At 37.1% G+C, this 26,999-nt stretch carries 25 protein-coding genes and 1 pseudogene; 13 read left to right on the forward strand and 13 right to left on the reverse strand.

From position 1 onward, the window contains the following. Positions 1-130: 130 nt before the first annotated feature. Together BU038_RS02795 and BU038_RS02800 are read left to right on the forward strand one after the other, a co-directional pair. On the forward strand, positions 131-358 hold the full coding sequence (locus tag BU038_RS02795) for a putative holin-like toxin (RefSeq protein WP_107604706.1): 228 nt from the start codon (positions 131-133) through the stop codon (positions 356-358). Between the two features lie 153 nt (positions 359-511). Further along, the gene (locus BU038_RS02800; RefSeq protein WP_107604707.1) at positions 512-1,969 is read left to right on the forward strand and encodes a carbon starvation CstA family protein; all 1,458 of its coding nucleotides are present in this window, start codon (positions 512-514) and stop codon (positions 1,967-1,969) included. Positions 1,970-2,543: 574 nt separating this feature from the next. On the opposite strand, the gene BU038_RS02810 is transcribed toward BU038_RS02800, so the two are convergent. After that, complete coding sequence (locus BU038_RS02810; RefSeq protein ID WP_002480141.1) at positions 2,544-3,497, reverse strand: rhodanese-related sulfurtransferase; 954 nt, start codon at positions 3,495-3,497, stop codon at positions 2,544-2,546. Between the two features lie 295 nt (positions 3,498-3,792). On the opposite strand from BU038_RS02810, the gene BU038_RS02815 reads away from it, so the two are divergent. Beyond that, positions 3,793-4,065, forward strand: coding sequence for a GNAT family N-acetyltransferase (locus BU038_RS02815; RefSeq protein ID WP_107604709.1), 273 nt, complete (start codon positions 3,793-3,795; stop codon positions 4,063-4,065). A gap of 50 nt (positions 4,066-4,115) precedes the next feature. On the opposite strand, the gene BU038_RS02820 is transcribed toward BU038_RS02815, so the two are convergent. Together BU038_RS02820 and BU038_RS02825 are read right to left on the reverse strand one after the other, a co-directional pair. Further along, a complete protein-coding gene (locus BU038_RS02820) occupies positions 4,116-5,036 on the reverse strand; it encodes a TDT family transporter (RefSeq protein ID WP_107604710.1) in 921 nt (306 codons plus the stop codon). Positions 5,037-5,173: 137 nt separating this feature from the next. After that, positions 5,174-5,653 (reverse strand): hypothetical protein, encoded by a 480-nt coding sequence (locus BU038_RS02825; RefSeq protein ID WP_107604711.1) that lies wholly within the window; start codon positions 5,651-5,653, stop codon positions 5,174-5,176. A gap of 233 nt (positions 5,654-5,886) precedes the next feature. Between BU038_RS02825 and BU038_RS02830 the strand changes: the two are divergent. Next, positions 5,887-6,167, forward strand: a pseudogene (locus BU038_RS02830) (GNAT family N-acetyltransferase). 156 nt (positions 6,168-6,323) lie between these two features. Here BU038_RS02830 and BU038_RS02835 read toward each other — a convergent pair. Next, a complete protein-coding gene (locus tag BU038_RS02835) occupies positions 6,324-7,250 on the reverse strand; it encodes a VOC family protein (RefSeq protein WP_107604712.1) in 927 nt (308 codons plus the stop codon). Positions 7,251-7,766: 516 nt separating this feature from the next. Between BU038_RS02835 and BU038_RS02845 the strand changes: the two genes are divergently transcribed. The 4 genes from BU038_RS02845 to BU038_RS02860 all read left to right on the forward strand — a co-directional run bounded on the left by BU038_RS02845 (position 7,767) and on the right by BU038_RS02860 (position 11,770). Continuing rightward, positions 7,767-8,372: a DUF4004 family protein gene (locus tag BU038_RS02845; RefSeq protein ID WP_107604713.1), complete on the forward strand. Its 606-nt coding sequence runs from the start codon at positions 7,767-7,769 to the stop codon at positions 8,370-8,372. A 5-nt stretch (positions 8,373-8,377) separates the two neighbouring features. Further along, positions 8,378-9,103 (forward strand): hypothetical protein, encoded by a 726-nt coding sequence (locus tag BU038_RS02850; protein WP_107604714.1) that lies wholly within the window; start codon positions 8,378-8,380, stop codon positions 9,101-9,103. Between the two features lie 146 nt (positions 9,104-9,249). Next, the gene (locus BU038_RS02855; RefSeq protein WP_107604715.1) at positions 9,250-10,659 is read left to right on the forward strand and encodes a sodium:solute symporter family protein; all 1,410 of its coding nucleotides are present in this window, start codon (positions 9,250-9,252) and stop codon (positions 10,657-10,659) included. Continuing rightward, a complete protein-coding gene (locus BU038_RS02860; RefSeq protein ID WP_107604716.1) occupies positions 10,637-11,770 on the forward strand; it encodes a M24 family metallopeptidase in 1,134 nt (377 codons plus the stop codon). Before BU038_RS02855 ends, BU038_RS02860 begins: the two co-directional genes overlap by 23 nt. Positions 11,771-11,840: 70 nt before the next feature. Here the strand turns inward: BU038_RS02860 and BU038_RS02865 are convergent, their stop codons facing one another. From BU038_RS02865 to BU038_RS12460, 3 genes are all read right to left on the reverse strand, one after another. Further along, the gene (locus tag BU038_RS02865) at positions 11,841-12,056 is read right to left on the reverse strand and encodes a hypothetical protein (RefSeq protein ID WP_002480131.1); all 216 of its coding nucleotides are present in this window, start codon (positions 12,054-12,056) and stop codon (positions 11,841-11,843) included. A gap of 59 nt (positions 12,057-12,115) precedes the next feature. Next, entirely contained in the window at positions 12,116-13,297 is a 1,182-nt protein-coding gene (locus BU038_RS02870; RefSeq protein ID WP_107604717.1) for a YbfB/YjiJ family MFS transporter, read from the reverse strand. 176 nt (positions 13,298-13,473) lie between these two features. After that, on the reverse strand, positions 13,474-13,623 hold the full coding sequence (locus tag BU038_RS12460; protein ID WP_002480129.1) for a hypothetical protein: 150 nt from the start codon (positions 13,621-13,623) through the stop codon (positions 13,474-13,476). A gap of 192 nt (positions 13,624-13,815) precedes the next feature. On the opposite strand from BU038_RS12460, the gene BU038_RS02875 reads away from it, so the two are divergent. Both BU038_RS02875 and BU038_RS02880 read left to right on the forward strand, forming a co-directional pair. Then, positions 13,816-14,895 carry an aldo/keto reductase gene (locus tag BU038_RS02875; RefSeq protein WP_107604718.1) on the forward strand — a complete coding sequence of 360 codons (1,080 nt, stop codon included), beginning with the start codon at positions 13,816-13,818 and terminating at the stop codon, positions 14,893-14,895. A 184-nt stretch (positions 14,896-15,079) separates the two neighbouring features. Then, positions 15,080-15,568 (forward strand): DUF4064 domain-containing protein, encoded by a 489-nt coding sequence (locus BU038_RS02880; RefSeq protein WP_107604719.1) that lies wholly within the window; start codon positions 15,080-15,082, stop codon positions 15,566-15,568. 72 nt (positions 15,569-15,640) lie between these two features. On the opposite strand, the gene BU038_RS02885 is transcribed toward BU038_RS02880, so the two are convergent. Together BU038_RS02885 and BU038_RS02890 are read right to left on the reverse strand one after the other, a co-directional pair. Next, entirely contained in the window at positions 15,641-16,054 is a 414-nt protein-coding gene (locus BU038_RS02885; protein WP_107604720.1) for a hypothetical protein, read from the reverse strand. 258 nt (positions 16,055-16,312) lie between these two features. Beyond that, complete coding sequence (locus BU038_RS02890; RefSeq protein ID WP_002480125.1) at positions 16,313-16,498, reverse strand: hypothetical protein; 186 nt, start codon at positions 16,496-16,498, stop codon at positions 16,313-16,315. Between the two features lie 91 nt (positions 16,499-16,589). Between BU038_RS02890 and BU038_RS02895 the strand changes: the two genes are divergently transcribed. The 3 genes from BU038_RS02895 (at position 16,590) to BU038_RS02905 (ending at position 23,845) form a co-directional block, all read left to right on the forward strand. Continuing rightward, the gene (locus BU038_RS02895) at positions 16,590-18,641 is read left to right on the forward strand and encodes a Mur ligase family protein (RefSeq protein WP_107604721.1); all 2,052 of its coding nucleotides are present in this window, start codon (positions 16,590-16,592) and stop codon (positions 18,639-18,641) included. A 283-nt stretch (positions 18,642-18,924) separates the two neighbouring features. Beyond that, positions 18,925-22,158 (forward strand): fibrinogen-binding adhesin SdrG C-terminal domain-containing protein, encoded by a 3,234-nt coding sequence (locus BU038_RS02900; protein WP_107604722.1) that lies wholly within the window; start codon positions 18,925-18,927, stop codon positions 22,156-22,158. A 70-nt stretch (positions 22,159-22,228) separates the two neighbouring features. Continuing rightward, the gene (locus BU038_RS02905) at positions 22,229-23,845 is read left to right on the forward strand and encodes a poly(glycerol-phosphate) alpha-glucosyltransferase (RefSeq protein WP_107604723.1); all 1,617 of its coding nucleotides are present in this window, start codon (positions 22,229-22,231) and stop codon (positions 23,843-23,845) included. A gap of 53 nt (positions 23,846-23,898) precedes the next feature. Here BU038_RS02905 and BU038_RS02910 read toward each other — a convergent pair whose 3' ends face one another. From BU038_RS02910 to BU038_RS02930, 4 genes are all read right to left on the reverse strand, one after another. Continuing rightward, positions 23,899-24,084, reverse strand: a complete 186-nt coding sequence (locus BU038_RS02910) for a helix-turn-helix transcriptional regulator (protein ID WP_002480121.1) — start codon at positions 24,082-24,084, stop codon at positions 23,899-23,901. Between the two features lie 376 nt (positions 24,085-24,460). Next, the gene (locus BU038_RS02920) at positions 24,461-24,793 is read right to left on the reverse strand and encodes a hypothetical protein (RefSeq protein WP_107604725.1); all 333 of its coding nucleotides are present in this window, start codon (positions 24,791-24,793) and stop codon (positions 24,461-24,463) included. A 115-nt stretch (positions 24,794-24,908) separates the two neighbouring features. Beyond that, the gene (locus BU038_RS02925) at positions 24,909-26,213 is read right to left on the reverse strand and encodes an LLM class flavin-dependent oxidoreductase (RefSeq protein ID WP_107604726.1); all 1,305 of its coding nucleotides are present in this window, start codon (positions 26,211-26,213) and stop codon (positions 24,909-24,911) included. A gap of 30 nt (positions 26,214-26,243) precedes the next feature. Beyond that, a complete protein-coding gene (locus BU038_RS02930; RefSeq protein ID WP_107604727.1) occupies positions 26,244-26,996 on the reverse strand; it encodes a 3-oxoacyl-ACP reductase in 753 nt (250 codons plus the stop codon). Positions 26,997-26,999 lie beyond the last annotated feature (3 nt).

The following is a 26,999-nucleotide window of genomic DNA, read 5'->3' on the forward strand; positions in this document are numbered from 1 at the left end:
ATGTCATAATGTAAAGTACATTGAACCATAATATAATAAACACATGAGAAAGTTGAATAGATGGTGGCAAATCTAATTTAAAGGAGGTGATGCCTATGGTATCGCTGAATTTAGAAAGGAAATGCCTTAAATGACAACATTTGAAGTCATAGTATTGCTACTGGCATTTGGTGAATTTATACTAAATCTAGTCTCTACTATTACGAAATTTGTTGAAAAAAGAGATAAAAAAATAAGCCATCTTTCTGCTTTGACTAAGGAAATGGCTTATTTTAAAAATTTTCTATGTCACCGTCTTTTAACGGGCTCAAAGAATCGTGTGATAGCACAATTCTTTTATAACATAAATGTATTATAAATACAATAATAAATAATGTGTAAAAACATTTCTAGCTAAACATTTCACAATCTTGTGACAAATAAAGAAATGTGGTTTAATTAAGAAAACGCTTTCATAAAGTTGTCACATCTTGAACTACAGGGAGAGAGATAGAAAAAGGGGGATTGTGAAATGATTACGTTTATTGTTTCTATCATTTTACTAGTTATTGGTTATTTCACTTATGGAAAGTACATTGATAAGATGTTTGGACCGAAAACAGGAAGACCGACACCAGCACATCATCAACGAGATAATGTTGACTTTGTACCGATGAAGACATCGTCTAACTCGTTAATTCAGTTACTGAATATTGCGGGAGTAGGTCCGATCTTCGGACCAATTATGGGGGCATTGTATGGACCGGTCGCATTTTTATGGATTGTTTTAGGGTGTATTTTCGCAGGGGCAGTTCATGATTATTTAACAGGTATGATTTCTATTCGAAACAAAGGGGCACATCTACCTGAACTTGCGAGTAAATTCTTAGGGAAGGTCATGAAGCACTTCGTTAATATCTTCTCGATTTTATTGTTGCTGCTTACGGGGACAGTATTCGTGACGAGTCCAGCGTTATTGCTTCATAACATGATGGACGGTCGTATTGCATTAGGTGTTATTATCTTCGTTATTTTTGTTTACTACATTCTTTCAACGATTTTACCGATTGATAAAATTATTGGACGTGTTTATCCAGTCTTTGGAGCGTTATTGTTAATCAGTGCGGTCGCAATGGGCTTTCGTTTAATTCAAACAGGTGCACCGATTCCAGAGTTAAGTTTAAAAAATATGCATCCTGATGGTGCACCGATTTTCCCACTGTTATTCTTTACGATTACATGTGGTGCATTATCAGGTTTCCATGCGACACAAACACCGATTATTTCACGTACTGCGAACAATGAAAAGAATGGCCGCTTTATCTTCTACGGCATGATGGTCGCAGAAGGGATTATCGCGATGATCTGGGCAGCAGCAGGTATGAGTTTATTTAACGGTTACCAAGGCTTGCAAGGAGTGCTTGCGAAAGGGGAAGCAGCACTTGTTGTGAGTGAGGCATCTCACTTATTGCTTGGTTCTGTTTTAGGTACAATCGCGGTATTAGGTGTTATTGTCTTGCCTATCACAAGTGGTGATACATCATTTAGAAGTGCACGTATGATTATTGCGGATTACTTGAATGTGAATCAACGTTCTCTAGTTAAACGTATTATTGTCGCAGCACCATTGTTTATTATCAGTTTCGGCTTAACACAAATTGATTTCACGATTCTATGGCGTTACTTCTCATGGGCAAACCAAACAACAGCAGTGGTCGCATTATGGGTCGGCGCAATGTATCTGTTGCTAGCTAAGAAGAACTTCTGGGTAGCAGCTGTACCTGCGACATTCATGACTTGGAATATCTTTGTTTATATCTTAAGTCAGAAGATTGGTTTTGGTTTAAATTTAACACTTAGCTATTATTTAGGTGCTGTCTTAACATTAATTTGGATTGCTTATTTCATTTATCAATACAAGAAAGTGACAGCAGGTGTGAAATTTGAGTTAGATCATCCAATCGTGTCACAGCGCGATGCGGCAGTCTAACAAGGTGTCTTAAATAGTTTAGATCAACCCGTACTCTTCGAAGAGTGCGGGTTTTTAAGTTGTACTAAAATAATGTATTCACTTTAGACACTTAAGCAATATTTATATACGTTTAGGAAATTTTAAACGCCATTGCGTTACCCTATGATAGAGTGAGGAACGTAAGGAAGGTGACTTAAAATGACACAGCATAAAGAGACAGTTCCCTACCAAAAAGAACGTGTGATGAATGGTTATGTATTATTGTTATTTAGTATCATAATTATCATGAATCGTTTACTTACATATGCATTAACAGAAGATCTTAAACAAACCTTACTGTCTTATTTCTTTTTCATTCAAATAATGTGTTTAGTTACATACACCACAATTTTGTTTAGGTTGAAGGATAAGAAAGAAATACGAGGGTTATGGTAGCATTTATTTTTTAACCTTCAATGCGTCACCGTCTTTGAAAAGGCCTCTAAAGCATCGTGTACCACCACGGCGCTTTTTCTTTTCATCTATATTATGACACAATTTAAATATAGACATAAAAAAGATGGGTACCGAATACCCATCGCGTTTTGAATAATTATTGATGAACAGTTTCTTTAAAGTTTTCTAAACGGCGTTCTTTTTCCTCATCACTGAGATTGTGTTTCGCTACATAGCGATTACGTTCGTGCTCTGCACATTCTTTACAGCAAGCACCTAAATAACGGTGTTCGTTTTCTTCTGATACTAAGATTTGTTTATTACATTCAGGGTTGCTGCAGTTGATATAACGTTCGCATGGTGTACCATCGAACCATTCTTTACCAATCACTGTTTTTTCTACTTGGTTAACGTCTACACTGATACGTTCATCGAAGACGTACATTTTACCGTCCCATAATTCACCTTGTGTTTCAGGGTCTTTACCGTAGGTTGCGATACCGCCTTCTAATTGTGCAACATCTTCAAAGCCTTCTTTAAGTAAGAAGCCTGAGAATTTTTCACAACGGATACCGCCTGTACAATAAGTGACAATCTTCTTATCCATGAACATATCTTTATTGTCTCTGATCCATTGTGGTAAATCACGGAAACGTGTAATGTTTGGACGAACTGCGCCACGGAAATGACCTAAATCAAACTCATAGTCATTACGTGCGTCTAAGACGATAGTATCTTCATCATCTAATGCTTCTCTGAATTCTTTAGGTGATAAATATTTACCTGTTGTCTCACGTGGATCAATATCATGTTCTAAATCAAGTGCGACAATTTCATGTCTTGGACGTACATGCATTTTCTTGAATGCATGGCCTTCTGCTTCATCAATCTTGAATGTGATATCTTTGAAGCGTTCATCTGCACGCATATGTGCAATATAAGCATCTGTATCTTCTTTTGTTCCTGATAACGTACCATTAATCCCTTCAGTAGAGACTAAAATACGACCTTTTAAATTGTGTGCTTTACAGAACTCTAAGTGTTCTGCCGCATACGTTTCTGGGTCATCTATAGTGACATATTTATAATATAACAATACTCTATAATCCATATTATGATACTCCTCAATCTTTCTATCTATTTCTCATTATAAAGGAAAAAGTTAAAACCTAAATGATGCATTAGACCTATTTTTACCGATTTACATTATTTTCCACTGTAATAGCTTAACAAATCATTGTAAATATGCAATAAGTTTGTTTGTGAACTTAATATTGAACGCACTAAAATAGGGTGAATAAAGCAAAGAATTATTATAAATAAAGAGCTTGAAAACTAAATCACACTTGTTTTTCACACAAACGGGTATAATAACTATATACAGAACTTTAAATGAGGTGAGAAACATGGCAGAGATTAAACATAACAATAATAAATTTTATGTCGGTGATGAAGCGAAACCAGATGCAGAAATGGATTATACAATGAACGACAATGTGATGACGATTACACACACAGGTGTAGATCCAAGCTTACGTGGACAAGGTGTCGGTAATCAATTAGTCCATGCTGGTTTAGAGTATGCGAAAGAAAACAACTTAAAAATTGATGCACAATGCTGGTTCGCAAAAGCATTTATTGAAAATACAGATGATAAAGAGATTTTAGTAAATAAATAAAAATAAGCGTACAAAAGAGGCGCGTTAGTCTGAAGGCTAGCGCGCTTATTTTATGCGTTAAAGATATGTTTTGTATAACGGAAATAGACCCACGCGATTACACATCCCGCAAAGATGATTTCAATAACCGCAAGGATTCCAAGCATTTCCTGGGAAATACCAGGGAGGTCTAATTGTGTATAAAGGTGATACGTTGATGCGGCTGTTACAGCCCATGGGAAAGTCAGCGCAGCATACGCGGGTTTGAATCGTTTCTCAATGATTTGAGGCAAGAAAATAATTGAGAACACAAATAGAAATTGCGCGATTACAAAATAAAACAGAATATAACTGACTGATAAACTTTCGGCATAAGATAGATATGCATTTAAACATAAAGATGCAGGCGCACTAATAATCACTGCCATTGGTAATTGGTCTTTCGGATAATAATGCCACATTCTTTCGAGTAAAATAAACGCTAAAAGAATCCAAAATAAGACTGAACTGAAATCTATCGCAAAGATACCAATTTTAGCGTAGAACGATGAAGCTGTCTCACCAATAACGCCAATACCGACAAACATTACAAACCAACTCGTATTAGGATACGTACGGTGTTTTAATATGAAATAAACGATAAACCAAATCATTAAGATGATATGTAGTAATACAGCACCTATCCAGAAACCTGTAAGTATTATGTTATCTATATGGAACTGTGATTTTAAAATTGAAGCGAATGTCATGAAACTCATAGGTAATGCAGGCATAATCGCAAAAGTGTTACTGTCGTTTAATTCTAAGCCTAATGCTTTCGGAAAGCGTATTAGCTTTATAAAAAATAAAACTAAGCAAATACTGCCTAAAGTAGTTGCTAATAAACCTAGCCAAGTTAAGTGGATTTGAAATAATATGTGACTGAATGTAAATGTACCTAAAGATAAACCGCAAATTGCGGCAGGTACGTTTTGAATCATGGATTTAAACATATATGTAGCCTGCCTATTCTCTCTCTTTGTATGTTCAAAGTATAGCACTGCTCATATGATTAAGAAACAGAGTGAAACGTAGATGATTTGAAAAGATAATGAAATAGAGAGAACCTTTTGGGTTCCCTCTATTAAGATTAATGGCCTTGACCTTGCGGTTGTTGTGCAGGCTGTCCTGGTTTTTGTTGTTGGACAGGTTGTGGCTGAGGTTGCGGTTTCGGTTGTGTTTGTTGTGGTTGTGGTTTTGGTTCTGGATGTGATACGCCACCTTCTCCAGGTTTATATTCTTTTGGTTCTTCTTTTTCTTGTTTAGGTTCAGGTTTTTCTTCAGGTTGAGGTGCTTGATAGATATGTACAGTTGATTGTTGGACCTCATGATGTACTTGTTCTTCTACTACAGGTTCTTCTGGCGCTTCTTGCTTATGTTCTTTTTTCTCTTTTTTCTCAGTTTTCTTCTCTTTTTGTTTTTCTTTATCTTCATAGTATTTCGCAGCATCTACTTGATCGCTGCTGTGATGCTTATATTTATCATAAGCAATCATTCCAGTGACAATGACAGCTGTCACAAGCAGTGCAGTAACAACGACTGCTAGAATACGTTTGATAGCTTGAAACATGATGTTGGCTCCCTATATCTATAGTTTTCTCTTGTTGCTTAGTGTATATCTTCATTCTAAGTTTATAGAATTGTCTTACGCTTTTCCACTCTTTTTATATTAAATGAACGTTACAATATTAAAACGAATAAAGATTAAGTGGATGTTTGTCATTTGAAATCATTCATAGTGTTTAGAAAGAGAAGTTAGTGGTATAACTTTTATACTAACTTATTTGAAAGTGAGGAGATAGTATGGCAGAGATTAAACACGGACACAATAAATTCTATGTAGGAGAGTCAGAAGAAATCCAGATGCAGAAATGACATATGTACCGACAGGCAAAGATAAAATTATTATCGATCATACAGGTGTAGATGAAAGTTTACGTGGACAAGGTATTGCGAAGCAGTTAGTTGAAGCGGGTGTGAATTACGCACGAGAAAATGATATTAAAATTTTAGCTACTTGCCCATTTGCTAAGCAAGTATTAGAAGAGACACCGGAGTATCATGACGTCTTACTAAAAGGTTAGTCTTAGGTATGTCTTGAAACCTTATAATGACAAGGGTTAGTGTGTTTGAGGTAAGTGTAAAGAAGCGCTGAGTTATGACGTCCCAGCGCTTCTTTTTAATGCGATTTCATCTTAATTTTAATCGTAAATATTACATATAATCTTTAGATTTTTAACTTAGATTTCTTCTAACTGGTCTTCAATTTGTTCACGTTTGTGTTCTAAGAAATCAGGTAATGCGAGTTTACTTCCTAAGTCTTTGACGTCTGTATCGACCGTAAAACCAGGTGCTTCTGTCGCAAACTCATATAAAATTTTGTTGTTGCGATAGTAGATAGATTTAAAGAAATAACGATCAATAATACCTGAAGTACTGCCAGGTAATTGTTCTAATTTATCTAACAGTGTTTCTAAAGCTTCATCAGTTGGGACGCTCACTGCGATGTGATGTATATAACCACGTCCAGGTTTTACACTTTGCCCTTGTTCTTCCACTAAAGCAAAGTCTGTGTAACGTCCATTAGGATTTAATGTGTAAACATTATCGTCACCTAAGTGCGCTTGGTAACCTAATATATTGGTTAGGAAGTCGATGGTAGGTTGTAAATTACGGAGATGTAATTCGACAGGACCCATACCTAAAATTTGAACTTCTTGTGGTATATCTGTATAAGGATTCGCATGCCAAGCGTTAGGAACTGCGTTGTCACCATTAACCATAAGTACTAATTTCAAGCCGTCAGGATCTTCAAAAGCTAATGCTTGTTGTCTGAGGTATGTGATGGCTTCTGTTTCAACGTGATACTGGTTCAAACGTTCACTGAAATAATCTAGTGCTGCTTCATCAGGTACAAGTAAAACTAAACGTTCAATACTATTTGTGCCTGAATGGTGTTTACCTAACATTTTCATTTCGAAGAAAGTTAATAGAGTACCTGGCGCACCTGTTTCATCCCCATAGAATAAGTGGTACATCGATGGATTATCTTGGTTGACTGATTTTTCAATTAAGCGTAAGCCTAAGACTTCTGTATAAAAATGTTTATTTTCACGCGCGTCTTTTGTGTACATTGAGATATGATGATGTCCTGTAATCAGTGTCATACTATCCCTCCTGTTTATCTAGTATACTTTTTATACCTATATCATAACCGTTTCCTTAACATAAAGAAAGTTTTATGTTTGTTTGTATAAATTTACCCCAACTTTTGACAAAACACGCAAACCTTAAGTTTTTGCTTTGAGGATAATCGTGTTATCGGGCATAATAGAAGCAAATACCTAAGAGAAATAGATGGGGTGAAACGATGAACTTGGTGAAAATATCGCTGTTAATTGCATTAATGTGCTTGTTAGCGTTGATTGAAATGATAGTCGCATCAACTATAGGACTAAACTATATCGTGGCTGTACTCATCACGATAGTTATGGTTGTATGTATCGTATTAATCATACTCGAGATATTTAAAGGTAGAAGGAAACAATAGATAGCTAAAGAGAAACCTGATCCGGCCAGTTTGCGTATGCATCCGTCTAGATCAGGTTATTTTTTATGGGAAAATAGCGAAAACACTCGTACATGTAACAGTGTTATGTTACATTATGATTAGGAGGATAATTATGAAAGAACAATTAATCAGCAAAAAAGACTTATTAGCAGAATGTGGCATTACTTACGGCCAATTGTATCGTTGGAAACGTAAACACTTGATTCCAGATGAATGGTTCATCCGTAAATCTACTTTTACAGGCCAAGAAACGTTTTTACCTAAAGCGAAAGTCATTAAACGAATCGAAGATATTCAACGTTATAAACATGACTATGTCTTAGATGATATGGTCAAAATGTTCGCAGATGACGGTTATGAACCAGAAATTGAATACAAAGATAATGACACCTTGATTCAATCATGGGCAGGCTTCTTTTATCGTGAAGTCGGTAAAGCTTTATTAGAACAATATCCGCAAGATCAAGCGGTTTATGTGGGTACCATTTTAGATGAAGTGGTAACACGCAGTATTGTATCTATGGAAGAAGCGCAAGATTTACAAGCGTTCTTACTAGAATATAGTGAAAATGATAAAGAAGCAGAATTATATATTTGCCGTAAATTCGGAATCACGTTTTATTTGCTGGTTGAACAAAATACGCCGATTAAAATCGATGACAGCGTAAGAGTCTTAGAAACAATTAACCTCCAAAACCTATTTAAGAAAGAAGTGTAAACATCATGAGTCAGTCAATCAAAGGCATGGGAAAGAAGCAATTAGAAGACAGTGAATATGACGCGATTACGTTATTAGGAGAAGTGGCATTTCCATTTCAAACCAGTGTCAACAACATTAAAATGACGGGTGAAATTACCGCATCAGACCAAATCGATATAAACAAAATCAAACTGATTGGTAATTTCACTGGTCGTAATAATGTACATGTAACAACAGCTTCCATTATCGGGGAAGTCGAAGTTGAGAAAGATTTAACATTTGAGTTACTTAAAGTTACAGGAACTGTTGATGTCAAAAGTCATCTAAACGGTAAAAGATTGAAACTTCTCGGCGTACTTGAAACAGAAGGTAATTGTGAAGTCGATGAACTTGAAATCGATGGTCAAGTCAAAGTAGATGGAATGTTGAATGCGGATACTGTTGATGTTCATGTTCGACAAGATAGTTATGTTCGTGAAATCGGCGGTAATGTGATACACATACGTAAGCATGATAAGGAAAAGAAGAAGTTTAAGTTTATAACAGTCATGACTTCGCAATCAGATTCTGCATACTTAACCGCTGAGGTGATTGAAGGAGATCGTATAGAAGTTAATCGAGTTAAAGCGAAAGTGATTCGTGGGGATCATATTATTTTACATGAAGATGTAGAAGTTGAAACGGTCGAATATACAAAGACCTTAGAATGCGCCCAAGCTGCACAAATTGGTAAAATCACGAAACTATAAATAGTATTTTTAGACGTATTCTCTCTTGAAATATCAGAATAATTAGATTGTTGTTACTATTGTTTTAATTTTATGCTAGAATTAATCTTTATTCTTAAACTAATCGTTGAAAAACGGTTAGTTTTTTATATACAAGGGGGAATATTATGGGATTTTCTACTGAGCCGATTTTAATTTGGTTTGTCATCGGCTATGGGGTATTAATGGTCGCATTAGGTTTTGTGTATTCAAAGAAGGTAGAGAGTAATGAGGACTTTATTCTCGCAGGTAAATCACTTGGACCCGTCGTGTTAATGGGTACATTGCTTGCGACATGGGTCGGTAGCGGTTCTGTTACAGGCGGACAAAACTCACTAGCTTACAGCTTTGGTTTATGGCCAGCAGTGGGTTTTGCGATTCCAAGTATTATTGGAATAGGGACGATTTTTATTATCAGTTCGAAGGTTAGAAACTATGGAAAATATACTGTAGCTGAAATATTAGAGATGAAATATGGGAAAGTCGCTAGTTACTTTGCGGCGGTGATTATCATTTTAGCGTTTGTAGGGATTGTGTCGTACCAATATCAAGGACTTGGCTATGTCTTACACGTTTCAACAGGAATTTCAGTAGAACTCGGTACTATTATTGCAGCAGTCATTATTATTCTGCTTGCGACTATGGGCGGCTTGATGTCAGTTGCGCCGACAGATGCGTTAAGTGCGTTCTTAATTACGATTGCGCTGATTGTCGCAGTGCCTGTCGCGATTGCGGTTGGTGGCGGTTGGGATACTATTTTATCGAATGTACCGAAGACACATCTGAAACCAATGGGTACGTTAACTTTTGTTCAAATTTTAGGCTTCTATATTCCAATGTTGTTCTTACTATTAGGTGATCAGAATATTTATCAACGACTTGCATCATCTCGTGATAATAAAGTCACGCGTATCGGTACGATTGGTTGGATAGTTGGTTTATTAATCGTGACACCACTCATTTCGTTACTCGCATTTATTTCTCGTTCGATTTTCCCGAAAATTGAACCGGGAATGGCTTTGATTGCGTTAACGAGTCAATTGCCGATTGTGATTGGCGGTGTGCTCATTGCAGCGCTCACTGCGTTTATCACAACTACTGGGAATTCCTATTTATTATCTGCCGCGACAAGTGTCATTTATGACTTGTTCGGGGATAACTTTAAGTATAAGCATGAAAATAAGATGCTATTGATGACAAGAATTCTTGTACCGATTTTAGGTGTGATTGCATTCTTATTAACAATGTACTTCCCATCGGTGCTATCTGTTCAAATGTACGCTTATACAGTATATGGTGCAGGGATTACACCAGCATTATTGGCAGTGTTTATTTATCCGAAAGTCACAAAAGCTGGCGGTCTTGCTTCAATGGCTGTCGGCTTAGTAACAACGCTGATTTGGGAGATTGGTTTTGTTCAAAGTACCGGTATTAACTCTGCGTTAATTTCTGTGCCGCTTGCGATTATTGTATTAGTAGTCGTGACATTATTTACTTCTAAAGGAGGCAAACAACGTGAACTTGAAACAACGTCTTGATGCGTTTAGAGAAACGATGAAACAACAAGACATCGATTTAAGCATTGTGATGAATTTTGAGAATCAAATGTATTTTACAGGCTTTAAAGCAGTTATTTATTCACGTCCTATTATTTTATTTATTTCCCAGGAAAACATTGAAGTGATTGCGCCGAAACTAGAAGAAGCACACTTCAGAAATAAAACAGGTATTCAAGATATCTATACGTATACTGAAATTCCAGTCACAGATGATGTGCCGACACGTTATCAAACAGTCTTTAATGATTTATTGGAAAAACATCAAGATGCTAAAACGGTTGGTATTGAAACAGGTTTCTTACCGACACAATTTTATTTAGATATCGTCAATCATGATTTTGAAGTGAAAGATATTGGTCAAGCATTAGTAGAACAACGTACTTACAAATATGAAGATGAACAACAAGCTATCAGGGAAAGTGGAGAGATTGTCAGTCAAGCTGTGGCACAAACGATTGAACATGCGAAAGCAGGATTGACTGAAATGGACATCGATAATTTTGGAAACAGTTATTTATTCGACACGATTTCTCAAAATTATCCAGATGCAGAATTCGGATTCTTTGTAATGTCGCCTTCAGGCATCAAACGTTCTACAATGCCGCATACATTTTCTAATACGAAACAAATCCAACAAGGTGATGTGATTGTACATAGCCGTCAATTAGAGTTGAATGGATATCGTGCAGAATGTGAACGTACTTTCTTTGTTGGTGAGCCGACCGAGGAACAACGTCATGCATTTGAAGCAATGGTTGAAGCGCATAAAGCTGCGTTGGACTTTATTGAAGTGGGTGTAACCGCAAATGCGGTCGATCAAGTGGCAAGAACGATTCTTGAAGCGGAAGGTTATGGCGACTATATTAGTCATAGAACAGGTCATGGTATAGGCATTGGTCAACATGAAGAACCTTCATTGCGTTTTGATAATGAGTTAGAGTTAAAAGAGGGCATGGTCTTTTGTGTAGAACCAGGTATTTATATCCCTGGCGTCGGCGGCTTTAGACATTCTGATACAGTCATCTTGAAAAAAGAAGGAACAGAAGTTGTCACAAATTACCCGCATGACTTAGAAGATTTGATTAAATAATAGATAAGCAATGTATAATTAAAAACCTGTGCGATCGTTGTGATGGCACAGGTTTTTTTAATTCTAATTATTATTTGCTTCGTTCTCTTAATAATAGACCAAGTAATGAAAATGAAAAGACCGCAAAGACAATGTTCATAATCGATAATACTTCAATAATGACGATATCTTTACCTAAACGTTCAAACGCTCTGTTTTGAAGTTCTTGGTCTGTTGTGAAGCTGTCTTCACTAATACGTGGGTCTTCAGTTAAATCTTCTTTCATTCTTTGTTTTACAAAAGGCATTGTAACATCCTCCTTTGTTAGTTGTTACATTCCCTTTTGATAACTAGACAAAACTTTACTTATTGAATTGCTTCTTTGTTTAATGCACGGTAACTGATCCAACTGCTGACTAAACCGATAATTAACACAGCTGTCGCAAATAACAAGGCAGCATTATAGTTGCCTGAATCTCCAATAAGATAGCCAGAGACAAATGGCGCAATCATTTGGCCGATACTGTAAATCACAGTTAATGTGGCGATGAAGTTAGACTTACCGCCGGTCTGAAGCATCAACATTTGACCCTTAGACATGAAGAGTGTCGTCAAACCTAAGAACGTACTACCGAAGATCAGTGAGCTGATAATCAAGCTGACAATATGATGTGAGAAGACAGGTAAAGCGACACTGATAATTTGTAGACCGAAAGCCATATAAGTCGCCTTACTATAATCCATTTTCTCCGCAATCATTGACCATACTACTGTAGAAGGGATAGCCCCTAAGCCGACAAACATCCAACTGAGTGCTGCATATTCAGAGAAAGCAGGAATAGATTTAATGATTGCGACTAAGAAAGTGCCGGTAATAATATAGCCAGCCCCTTCACAGAAATAAGCGATAGAAAACCAACGCATAAATGTTTTGTTGAGACGGAAGGGTGTCTTAGAAGTCGTTTCATGATGCGTTTCAACATTAATATCTGGATTTTCTCTCATGAAGAAGATGACCAATAAACTTAGTGCTAATGAAAAGAGCCCAAGAATAATCCAAGTCATTTTCCATGAGTTGACATCTGTATAGAAGAACACGAAAATACTGCTTGAAAAGAGTCCGATACCGACAGCACTATAGAGTAAACCTGAAATACCTTCTTTATGTGCTTGTCTTAATGCTTCTAATACGACATTAGAGGCTAAGACGAAGACTGTTCCGCTAGTGAGTCCTGCGATCAAGCGCAATATGGACCATAAGACGAAATTTGAGGTAAACCCCATAAAAATTGTAGAAAGTACGTTTAATACTAAATAAATTTTCACATCGACGACTTTACTTTTAATAATCCAAAACATCGGAATAATCGCACCGATTAAATAACCGAGATAGTTAATCGTCGCAAGTAAGCCAGCCCCTTTACCATCCATATGTTCTGCCTGTTGCATAAACGGCAAGATGGGCGTGTAGGCAAATCGACCAATGGCCATTACAATAAATAACGATGCCATTCCTAGTAATAACTGGCGATGTGCGTGTTGTGACATGGCATTCACCTCTGAATTTTGATAGATGACCTCATTATACGCCCCAATATACTTTAATAATAATGATGATTCTTGATATTTAACATAAGTAAAAGTTATCGCAATTATAAAAAATAGACCGCTTTCTATTGAAAGCAGTCTATCTATAGTTAAAGTAGGGTTGTTAATCCAGTTTATTATTTCTTATCTTCTTTTTTGTCGTCTTTGTTATCTTTTTTATCTCCGCCTAATTGGTCTTTAGCGAATTCTTTACCTTTTTCAATATACTCATCTTTATGTTCGTTTAAGTGATCTTGACCTTTTTTCTTAATATCATCAAAGTTCATAATCAAATTCCTCCTTAAAAATTAAGTACAGTTATGTGTTACCCGACGTATAGTACACGAAACATATTTAGCTCAATTCTTTCTTGAATGCGTCTCAGAAACTAAGTTTATTTACTAATTTGATGTGCATTACATTTAAAATTCTTCTTTAAAGGGAATTACAGTATTAAGCAATAAAGGAGGAGACAGGTTATGGATTATACAACACTTGGTAATTCAGGATTAGTCGTTTCAAAATATGCGTTAGGTTCAATTCCATTCTCTGGGACGAACGGATTTGAAAACGCAGGTGGTATGACAGACAAGGAAGCGGCATACTTTATAGATTATGCTTTAGAACAAGGTATCAACCAATTTGATACAGCAAACCTATATGCGAAAGGTGACGCAGAAATTGCGTTAGGAAAAGCAATCAGACATCATAGAGATGAAATGGTCATCAGTACGAAGACAGGATTCCCTTATAACGATATCGCAAATAATGTTGGTGCATCACGCTTGAATATAGAACGTTCAATCGATCATTCTTTAAAACGTTTAGGTACAGATTATGTTGATTTATATTACGTTCATACATGGGATGGACAAGTGCCAGTCGAAGAAACAATTCAAACGATGAATGATTTAATACGTAAAGGTAAAATTCGCTATTGGGGTGTGTCTAACTACAGTGGTTGGAATTTAGCTAAGACTTATACACTGGCAGTAGAAAATAATATGGCGCCGCCGATTGCGCAACAAATCTATTACACACCTGAGTCAAGAGAAGCGGAATATGAATTATTACCGGCAGGTACAGAATTAGGTGTCGGCAACAGTATCTGGTCGCCTTTAGGTGAAGGATTACTTACAGGTAAGATTACACGAGATAAAAAAGGCGAACCTAATACACGTCAAGGTGACGGTTGGGCTGAACCTTATGTGAAAGACCATGAGCTATTCTATCGTTTAATTGAACTTGTACAAGAAATTGCGCACGCACACAATGCGACCGTGCCACAAGTGATTTTAGCTTGGTTGAGAGAACGTCCGAATGTAGATTCAATTGTGCTGGCAGCACGTAATCAAGCACAACTAAAAGAGAATATCGCATCTTACAATCTGAAACTAACAAAAGAAGAACATCAAATGATTACAGATTTAACACAGCCACAACCGATTTATCCACTATGGCACCGTGCGATGAACTCAGCTGCACGTGGTTCTGAAGCTGAAAAAGTATATTTAGAAGAATATAACCGTTTAATGAATCATAGCGATACATTACTTTAATACAATAAACGCTGCTATTTAAAAAAGAATTTTAAGAAACAAACATTTATATTTATTGAAAATGTAAAAGATGTTGAAGATTTTAAGTAGACTATGGACGTATAACTGATGTATTAGTATACTAATGATAATTGTAAGCTTATAAAATTTTTAACAATACTAAAGAGATAGGGGAGGGTTTTATATGATCAAACGAACAGGTGAACATGTCTTAACATGGATTGGTGTCGGAATCGGTGCTTTAATCGTGTTATTTGTGGCGTTAATGGTTCCATTAATGCAAAGTGATGACTTCGTGGCAGGTATGCAGCAAAGTGATGCCAGCTTAACATATGAAGAAATCGCACAAGTAACTTCAGGAATGCAAGTACTCGGTACTTTCGTATTAGTGGGTAACGTCATTTCGGTAATTTTAGCCATTGTTGGTGGTATCTTCATCAGTAAGAAAGCGAAAGCAGCTGCAATTTTACTATTGATTGCTGGTATCGTGGCATTACTATGTAACTGGATTTCAGCTATTCTTTGGATTATCGCATCTATCATGTTGTTCAGCAGAAAACCAAAAGCAACTTCATTAACTGAAGATGGTTACTATAACTATGATAAAGCGAATGAATTCGCACAAGAACGTACGCATGAACGTACAAGAGAAGAAGATCCTTATAAATATTAATTGAACCAATACTTAAGCCGTCTCAGAACAGAGACGGCTTATTTTTATGGAAATAAATAAAAGTTATTGATTCTAATACCATAAATTTTTCTCAAAACGTAAAATGAAAACGACTAAGAAGATGAAGATAGTATGGCCGATCATCCAAACAATATAATCAATCCAATGAAATTGATAGATTGGATTGATAGACCAATTAATAAGTGAAGGATAGATAACGCCGAATAACACAATGATTATCAGAATACCTGCTGGATAGACGTAAGAGTCCCGGATGGCTTGAAAAACAACATAAATCATTGTGGTAAAGATGATATGTATCACAAATTTCAACCCGAAGTTTACATCAAAAAAGCCTGGCACAAAATCCACGTTTAATAATAAACTTGCGAGATGATGGGTATAAAATAAATCAGTTAGGCTGAATAAGCCGAATAAAAAGACAGATAAAATTAAAATGGACATTGCGTGGTACAGTACTTTCATAAATGACGCCATCCTTTATTGAGAGGTAAGTTTTATTGAGCGTATCATACTTTAAGCATATTTAGAAAAATTATAGTGAAAATAGTGTAGGAAATATAATCATTTATGATGTGGCATGTTACATAAAAAGTGTGGCATTCATATTAAACATGTGACCTTACTGGAAGTAAGAAATCAATCTATAGACTTCCAGCTTCATGACACACATTAATTTTTGAATATGATATAGTAACGTTAATTATTTAAACCTACCGATAATTAGAAAAAGAAATGAAGTAATCTGTAAAGCGCAAGTCCTAAAACAACTAATAGAACGATGAGTCTGGGTTTGGTAAAGAGGACACTTCTTTTTGGTTTTTCTTCTTTATCAGGATCATAATTTCTTAATTCTTCTTCAATTTCTTGGTTAATCTCATCTAGACTTTTATCTTTCTCTGTTGTCATTGCTGAAAGCCTCCTGTAAATTGTTAAGATTATCTATACAATAAACCATAAGGTTGAGGCAATGCAAAACTATTACTTTTTGGAGGTCATCATGTATACATTAGAAACGATTGCACAAATCTTAGATACAGAACTACTTGATGCACAAGGAAAGGAACAAAATCCTATTGATGATTTTGAATACCAAATGTTGCATGTGAAGTCAGAATCAACCGCATTTATTTCTATCAGTGAAACATCATGGAAGCAATATTTAAAGAAATCAAAAGTGATGAAAGACGGTAATGCGCAAATCCCAAAAGATGTTTCAAAGATTGGTTTGATTATTACTGAAACCTATGTAGAAGATTTAGCGCATCAAATTCCACAGATCGTAGTGAAAAATGCGATTAAAGCTATGAAAATATTAGCCTTACATATTCGAAAACATTATCATAATCCAGTCATTGCGCTGACAGGTTCCATGGGTAAAAGCTCAACACGCTTAATGTTAAGTGCGGCGTTACAACCCTATAAAGTCCAACAAAATAGAGGAAACAGTAATACGCGCAGTGCTATATACTTACACATGTGCAAATTAGTATCTAATCCAGATATTGCAGTTTTCGAAACGTCTCTGAATGCTTTGAATAATCGTGGAAATATGGCTGAAGTATTAAAGCCGAAAATTGCGATAGTTACAGGAATAGGTTCTGCACACTTATCCACTATTGGTTCCACAAAAGAAATTGTAGCTTTCAAATCGAGAATTTTTGCAGGATTAAATCAAGAGGGCATTGCGATTTATAATGGTGACACACTGCATCAAAATGAATTAAAACAAGCAGCATCAACATATACCAAGCATGTATATCGCTATAGTACTGAAGATAATACTGCAGATATTTATACAACGAATATAAAGCCTGTAAAAAAAGCAGTAGAAGTGACAACAAACGATGGTTATCAGTTTGAAGTGCCTTCTGTCAGTAAGGGCATGGTTGAGAATGCTTTGGCAGTATTACTGACGCTGAAACATTTAAATGTCGATGTAAAACAACAGTTGAAACAATTAGCGCAAACACAACTCTTTAAGAAGGTGTTAGAATTCAGACCAGTGAAAAGTCAACATGAAGAAGCTGCAGTACTAGACGATACGCACAACGCTTCTTTACCTGCAATGTTGAATGCAATCGATGCGTTTAATTCACAAGCGTCATTCTTTAAAGGACATAAAATTATTGCGTTAGGTCAAATCAGTGATTTAGGTGATCAGACTGACCGTGTGCATGCGGAATTAGTGCCTGCGTTAGAACAGTCTGAAGCGGATTATATTGTATGTATGGATCAACCGTTACGCAAAGTAGTGAATAAAGTTAAAGGTAAGCATATTACGTGGTATCACAATAAAGATTTAATGTTGCAGGATTTATGTTATTTGATTAATCAGGATGCTTTAGTGTTGATGAAATCTTCTGTAACTCAAACAGAGTTCCCTAAAGTTGCGAGTCAGCTTCAAAATGCTTTGCTGCATTATGAGAGAAGCGGAGAAGAAGAGAAGCATTTTGAAGCGGCTGCAAACCAAGGACGTGCATATCTTATTTATAATTTAGAAACGAATCAAATTGAAACACAGGCTAATCGTTATGGTTCAGCCACAATAGAAGGTTTGACACCGATGATTTATTACTTAGATGCAAAACAAAGAGAAACTAAAAATTATACAGTTACTCTAAAAAAGTGGCCGACCAACAACAAAACTTATTACGAAGGTATGCAACTTTCATGGCATGAATTAATCGAGGCCATGACTGACACACCGCACCCATCATTAGTTTATCAATTAGCACATGAACTATATCCAACGCATAAAGCTAGAAAAAAACATGTACAAGAATTGATTAAACAATTAAAACTATCTGACTCTGTCGCAATTAACTTAACAGGACGTTTCAGAATGAAAGAGCGACAAACGTTCAGTGTGGATGATTTGCTCGCGTTGCTAAAACATGGACAGCACCAATTATTTGAGAATGATAAAGGTGGAATAGTCATCGGTGAATATGGTTGTCATGGCATTTTAAAAGAAGGTAAGCAAGTTATCATTTTCACAGGGTTTGAAAGTGAAGGTGAAGCTAAATCATATTTAACAACAAAAGTCTAAGGTCAGCCTTAGACTTTTTATTTTAATCGCAAACTGAATTTTGAATTAAAACGTGATTTATGATAAAACTATATTAGTTTTAAAATAATCGGTAGGTAATTTATAAATAAAGATGAGTTCTATATAAATATAAATCTAACCAATTGTATGGGATTAATCAAACTTGGACATAATGTGTCTGAAAAATAAAAACATTGTCAAATTAATGCAAAATTTTTTATTTATTGCTCACTTGTGTAACATAATAGGGTAAGGCCTTACAAAAATAAGTAGGAGGGATTTCTTGAATAATCAAGACTTTTTCAACAAACGTAATCGTTATTCAATTCGTAAAATCACAGTAGGGGCTGCCTCAGTTATTGTAGGGGCAACATTATTTGCGAATGCGAATGACGCACAAGCCGCAGAAAATACTACAAGCGGTGAGACAACGAACGTCACTACAACTACAGAGTCAACACCACAAGAACAAACTCCAACAACTGACACAAAAACACAAAGCACAGCGACAAATGAAACAACAGCAACACAAGAACAAACACCAGCTCAAGATACATCAGCAACAAACACGACTGATGCGAAAGCAGATCAAACTGTAGCAGGGGAACAAGCATCTGCTAATTCTACCCAACAGTCGACAGATACAACAGCACCAAAAGCTGATGCACCATCAACAACAGAAACTAAAGCACCAACGACTGAAACAACTACAGATACAACTGCGACTGAACAAAATACGACAGCTCAAGAACAAGCGCCAAAATCAGATGCGCAAACAACAACTGAAACAAATACATCAAACACAACTGCAACAGAGCCAAAAACAACTGAAACAAATACTAACCAAACAGTTGATAAACAAGCTCCAACAACAGATACATCCGCACAACAGGAGTCACAACCAACACAAGAAAATGTATTGAATGCTTCAACACCTGTTGCGCCAGTTGAAGCTCCAACAACAGGTACAACTGAAACAACAACTGGTGATACGTCTGCACAAAATGCAACAGCACCAGCTAATGATACAACAACACAACAAGCGCAATCTGTTGAACCACAACAAGATGCACAAACAACTGCACAAGCACCAGTATCAGATGCTGAACAACCAGCATATGATCCAAATGCGGCGCAATTATCTGATGCAAATGCTACTACAGCAGCAACAGTAGGTGACACTTCAAATACAGCTGATCCAGCAGATTTGAATAAGTCAGTACAAGATTACTCAAATCAAAAAGATAGTTCTGAAGTACTTGCAACACCAACAAATACAACTGCAACACGTTCAGCTGAACAACCATCACAAGAAGGTGCTGTACAAACATTTGCACTAGCACAAGCAGCACCGACTGGCAACAATGTTGATGGAGAAGTAACGGCTTCAAATATCCAAATCGGTCCAAACTCAATTCAAGCGAACGATAGTGAATCAACATATATGTCAGCTGATTTAGCAGTTGCTGACAGTGTTCAAGCTGGAGATTACTTCAATGTTCAATTCCCAGAGTACTTGAACTACTACGGAAACAGTACACCAAGCAGTTCTAAAATTCCTGACTTGATGAATGGTACTGAAGTAGTCGCAACAGGCGCATTCAATCCTGATTCAAACTCATTAACATACACATTCTCTGATTATGTAAATAATCATGATAATGTAACAGGCCATTTTGAAATCCCATTATATGCGGATAGACAAGCTGCGCCAACAGACGGCACATACCCAGTAGAAACAAATGTAGCTGGTGAAACATACAGTACTGATATTGATATCAATTACAGAACTTCAGATTCACCATATCCATCAAACGTAGATGGCTTTATCACTACAACTGATAGAAACACTGGCGAATATAGACAAATTGTATATGTGAACCCACAAGGTAAAGAGTCGTATAATGCGACAGTGAACTTATATAATTATTGGCCAGGTACAGCTGACGGCACACCAGCTCAAAGTTCAGCACAATTAAATCCAGATGTCACAAACTTCAAGATTTACGAAGTGAGAAATGGTGAACAGCTAAACCCAAGTTTCTACGTAGATGAAAACAATCCAAACTTGGTAGACGTTACAAATAATCCAGATGCGATTTATAACTTCAACCCACAATATTCAGTAGATGAAAATGGTGGAGAAGTTCTATCACTAGATTTCCAAGACTTAACTTCAAACGGAAGTCGTTACATTATTGTTTTAGATAGCGTGGCTCAAGATGGTTCTCGTGAAGAAATCAAAACAAGATCAGAAATGATTTCAGATGCGACAAATGACGGTCAAGGTCACACTTACTTCACATGGGATAACTACAATACTTACAATAGCGGTTCTGGTGAAGCAGACGGTGACGATACAGACGCCGATGCGGATGCAGACGCGGATGCTGACGCAGACGCAGACGCCGATGCCGATGCAGATGCCGATGCTGACGCTGATGCAGATTCAGACGCAGACGCAGACGCGGATGCCGATGCTGATGCAGATTCAGACGCAGACGCGGATGCAGATGCTGACGCTGACGCAGATGCCGATGCTGATGCAGATTCAGACGCAGATGCTGATGCTGATGCCGATGCTGATGCTGACGCGGATGCTGATGCTGATGCTGATGCCGATGCAGACGCAGACGCGGATGCCGATGCTGACGCAGATGCTGATGCTGACGCAGATGCCGACGCAGATGCAGATGCCGATGCTGACGCAGATGCAGATTCAGACGCAGACGCCGATGCAGATTCAGACGCAGACGCCGATGCTGATGCCGATGCAGATGCTGACGCTGATGCAGATGCTGATGCAGACGCAGACGCTGACGCGGATGCTGATGCAGATGCCGACGCAGACGCGGATGCCGATGCTGATGCAGATTCAGACGCAGACGCCGATGCTGATGCTGACGCAGATGCAGATGCCGACGCTGACGCAGATGCAGATGCCGACGCAGACGCAGATGCAGATGCCGACGCTGACGCCGATGCAGATTCAGACGCAGACGCCGATGCAGATGCTGACGCAGACGCAGATGCCGACGCAGATGCCGATGCCGATGCTGACGCTGATGCTGATGCTGATGCAGACGCAGACGCAGATGCAGATGCTGATGCCGATGCAGACGCAGATGCCGACGCAGATGCAGATGCCGATGCAGACGCCGACGCAGATGCAGATGCAGACGCAGATGCCGATGCTGACGCCGACGCGGATGCTGATGCTGATGCTGATGCAGATGCTGATGCCGATGCTGATGCCGATGCTGACTCAGATTACCCAGTTGAACCAAATGAACCAGGTAATCCAGATGAACCAGGACACCCTGGCACTCCAGAACAAGGTACTCCACAAGGTTCAAATGGTGAGCAACCAGCACAAGCTGAAGGTCATGGCGATAAAGAATTACCTGATACAGGTGAAGAGAATAATAATAAAGAAGCTACATTATTCGGTGGCTTATTCGCAGCACTAGGTTCTGCATTATTATTCGGACGTCGTAAGAAAGATAAAGAACAATAATTCTATTTAAATAGTGGGCTGGACTTTGTTCCGGCCCATTTATACATACTGAATGAGAAGGGGTTTGGACATGACAATTAACAACGAGATTGAACAAGTTTTACAAAAAGCAGATCAACAGCTATTAGGTAAAGATTATGTGTTTGTTAGTTTAGGTAATCCCAATATGAAAGCTTCTGTAAAATTGATTAAGCAGTCACGTAATCTTAAAAGAGATATTACGAAACAATATGAACAGTTTAAAAAGAAAGCTGGTAAGTATCCTAAGTGGGTTAAAATTGATTTTGTTTATCGTACGAAAGACGTTGTTTTTGAAGATGTTAAACGAGATTTAGAAGAAACACGTCGAAACTATATTGATTACGGTATTGTATATGATAAAAACTGGAATTTAGCTTTCATGGCTGAAGAAATTAATGTTAATGCGTTTGTCAGACCAACTAAAGATAAAAAGGCTTTCTTCTTATCTGAAGATAATATCAATAACTATTTGAAGAAATATACAAAACATAAACAGTTCTATCGACATCAAGATTATATGGGTAAGCCGATTAAAAAGTTTTATACAAAGGGCTACTTTATTGAAAATCATGAGGTTTATGAACTAGCCGCAGAAGGTCGTGAAAAAGGTTTACGTCATGTGGAAGATTTATCTCAAGAGATTGATAAAATGTTGGAAACTTCGACAGAGTATCTTGCGAATGAATTACAACCAAGTGGACAATTCATTTATGGTTATTTCCCGCATTTCGATAAGAAAATCAGTTTCTATAATAATTTAAGACATGCTTCTTCAACTTATGCGCTAATGGAAGGGTTACATTACTTAAACAAAGACATCAGTATTGCTGAAAAAGCGATTGATTACTTAATCAACAACTATTTATATAAACAAGGTGAAGTCGCACATATTTTTGATGACACTAAAAATATTAATGAAATTAAACTAGGTCAAAATGCAGCTTTTGTCTTTGCGGTTTGCGAGTATCTGAAAATCAAACCAGGTAACCAGAAGTATTTAGAAGCTGCACAACAAGTGGCTGAAGGTATAGTTTCGATGATTGATAGTGAAACAGCTGAAACCGTACATGTCTTACAATATCCAAGTATAGAAGTTAAAGAAAAGTTCCGTGTCATTTATTATGATGGGGAAGCTGCGTTAGGTTTATTACGTCTCTATCAAGTTGACCAAAATGAAAAATGGTTAGAAACGGTACGTCATATGTTTGAACGATTCATTTCACAAAGTTATTGGAAGAATCATGATCATTGGTTAGGTTATTGTACGAATGAATTAATTCAAATTGCGCCTGAAGCGAAGTATATAGAATTTGGGATTAGAAACGTTTCTAGTTATTTAGACTATATTAAGAACCGTATAACAACTTTCCCAACATTCATGGAAATGTTGATGGCAACGTATCATATTGTGCGTAAAGCCAGAGAAAAAGGATTTGGAGAACTTGTAGACCGATTGATTAACGTAGATGATTTAATGACAACGATTCATAAACGTGCAGATTATCAACGCACAGGTTACTTCTATCCAGAACTTGCGATGTACTTTAAAAATCCACAACGTATTCTCGGTTCGTTCTTTATCAAACACCATGGTTATCGTGTACGTATTGATGATATCGAACACTATATTTCAGGTTATGTCCAATACCAAAAAGTCTTTAAATAATAACATATCAAATAGACCATGAACGCATTTGTGACGTTCATGGTCTAATTTCATTATGAAAATAATTCATCCACTGTAACTTTAAACTGTTTAGCGATTTTAAAAGCTAAGCTTAAAGAAGGATCATACTTATTATTTTCAATCGCATTAATCGTTTGTCTCGAAACATTGACGCTTTTACTCAATGCTTCTTGAGACATCCCATTTTGTTTGCGATACAATTTTATTTTGTTTTTCATAACTCTCACCCTTTATAGGTGTATTTTCGTTTAACAGCAAAATAATTTATCAAAAGGAACAAGAACAAAGCAATTAATATAATTATCTCAGGATACCTCAACATGAATTCAAACATAGGTTGATTCGAGATAAAAAATCTGAAGAAAAGAGCAACTAATAAAAAGTATACCATGTTGATTAAAGTTCTTGAGAAAATTTCATGATACATACGTACTTGCCGTTCATCAAAACGTTTATCTTTTTGTTTAATACCAGTAACGCTTGAAGGTAAGTACTTTGTGGTGAATATTGACCATAATGTAGTCAGGACTCCAAAGCTTATAAATACGATTACCTTTGTAAGTATCAATGTAAAAACTCCTTTGTGCGATTAAATTATGAGTATTTTCGTTTAACGGATTGATAGTTATAAATCAAAGTGCCGACCGTGATAATTAGGAAAACAGCTTCAGGATATTTCGAGATAAAACTATGTGCGCTGACTAACCCTAGCGTACGATTTAGAAAGGCGAATGTAATAATAAGGATGGTAATGATAAAAGTCTTTACGAGTACTTCTAAAATAATTTTAGTTTGCCGTTCCTCATAATGAGACTCAGTTTGAACATCTACAGCTTCTGAAGGCATATAATTTTTCAAGAAACCTCTCCAGGCAAATGCGAAAGCAACTAAGGTTACAATAGGGATGATAATTTTTAGTAATATCATGATGCTCCTCCTGAAATGTAAAGTTTATTTGACATTTTTAGAATACTGCTGGGTTTAAATAATGTCAAGTATGTTTGACATTATTCATAAAAAAACAGAGCCGAATGGCCCTGTCTTAAATTCCTAAATGTTCTTTAAATGTATGTCCTATATAGTTTTTTCGGTAAAGCCCACGGTTTTGTAGTTCAGGAACAATCAGATTCACAAAGTCATCTAGGCTATCTGGCAAGGTAGGAGGCATTAAGTTGAAACCATCTGCCACACCTTCATTGAACCAGTGTTCCATTTCATCCACAATTTCTTTTGGTGTGCCGATTAATGTTAAATGACCACCGCCTGCATTTAAGTAACCTAATAACTCTCGAACAGTAGGGTCTGTATCTCTGATAATCTCAAGGACTGTTTCATAACGTCCGACAGGTCCGGTAAATTCAGAGACAGGAGGTAACTCAGGAACTTTGTCATCTAAATCCCAACTATGACAATCTTGTTGAACAAAGAAGCTGAGTTGATTTAACGCTGTTTCAATCGGTAGTTGATTATCAAGTGCTGCTTTTTTCTCTAAAGCTGCGTCATGCGTTTCTGCGACGTAAGTCACTAGACCAGGAAAGACTTTAAGGTTGCGGTTAGTCTGACCGGTACGTTTGATTTCATCATCTAAGCGCTGTCTGAACTGTTTTGCTTGTTTGATATTCCAAGAGACAGAGTAAACCGCATCTGCATATTTAACTGCGAGCGCTACACCTTGTTTAGAGGCACCCGCCTGCATTGCGACAGGTTTGCCTTGTGGACTTGCGGGTGTTGATAGAGGTCCACGAACTTGAAAGTGTTCTCCTTGATGATTGAAAGGTTCTATCGCTTTTGAATCGATCAACTGATTGTGTTTGCGGTCATGTTTGAAATCATTGGTTTGCCATGATTCAAAGAGTTGATTCATAACTTCCGCAAATTCATCTGCTTTCTGATATCGTGCTGCATGATCAGGCAAACCTTCCATACTGTGATTTTGTGCTTCAATATCCGTCATAGATGTGACTAAATTCCAACCAGCACGACCACCAGTGATATGGTCTAAACTTAATAGCTGACGTGCAGCAGTATAAGGGTTAGAAAATGTACTGGAAATCGTAGATACCAATCCAACATGTTTTGTAACTTGTGAAATGGCAGTTAAGTTGACGATAGGATCAAACCAGAACGCAGGCATCGTTGTGTCATTGTTTGCAGGGAAGGATTGGTTATCCGCGAAGAACACTGCGTCAAAATAGCCGCGTTCTGCGATTTGAGCTAAATCTTGATAATATTCGATAGTACCGATACGTTCGATACTTGAATTAGGCATCAACCATGCAGCTTGATGATGGCCGCATCCATATAATAAAACGCCAATGTGCAGTTGTTTATCTTTCTGCGTAGGCATGTTATTCACCTCGTGTTTAATAGTTAGTACTTAGTTCATTGTCAATCCGCCATCAACAGTAATGTTTTGGCCTGTAATGCCGTCTGCTTGTTCTGAAACAAGATAAGCGACCATGTTTGCGACATCTTGTGGTGTTGTCACCTTACGCAGTGGTGTACTTTGCGCAATCAAGTCAAAGACTTCTGGTGTAGTCACTGAGCTGGCGTCTGTTGTTTTAAGTAATCCGTCTGATACAACATTCGCATTAATACCGTATTGTCCAAGCTCTGCCGCAATGTTACGCGTGAAACCAATTAATGCAGCTTTCGCTGTTGTGTACTCATGATAAGGTACGACAGGATTTTGGTATAAATTTGTGCCGATAGAAACAACACTGCCACGTTGGTTTTCGATGAATTGCGGTATTACACTTTGTACAACGTTGAATGCAGCTTTTAATGTGCCATCGATTTGATTTTGATAGTCCGACCAGTCCATATCTTTAAATGATTTTTGTGTCGTTGGATCAAATTTGAAACCAATTAATGCGTTGTTCACCACACTATCAATACGACCGAATGTTTCTGTACCTTCTTTGACTAAACGTTCTACAGCTTCACGGTCAGTAACATCTGCTTGAATTGCGACAGCACGGTTATTATCAATTTCTTCAACCAATGCTTCTGCAGCTTCCTTACTTTGGTTATAGTTAATAATAACGTTAAAGCCTTGTTCACCTAATGTACGGCTGATGACAGCACCTAAGCCGCGTCCGCCGCCTGTTACTAAAATTGTTCTTGCCATTTA

It is taken from the genome of Staphylococcus simulans (genome assembly GCF_003043455.1).
Lineage (GTDB): Bacteria > Bacillota > Bacilli > Staphylococcales > Staphylococcaceae > Staphylococcus > Staphylococcus simulans_A.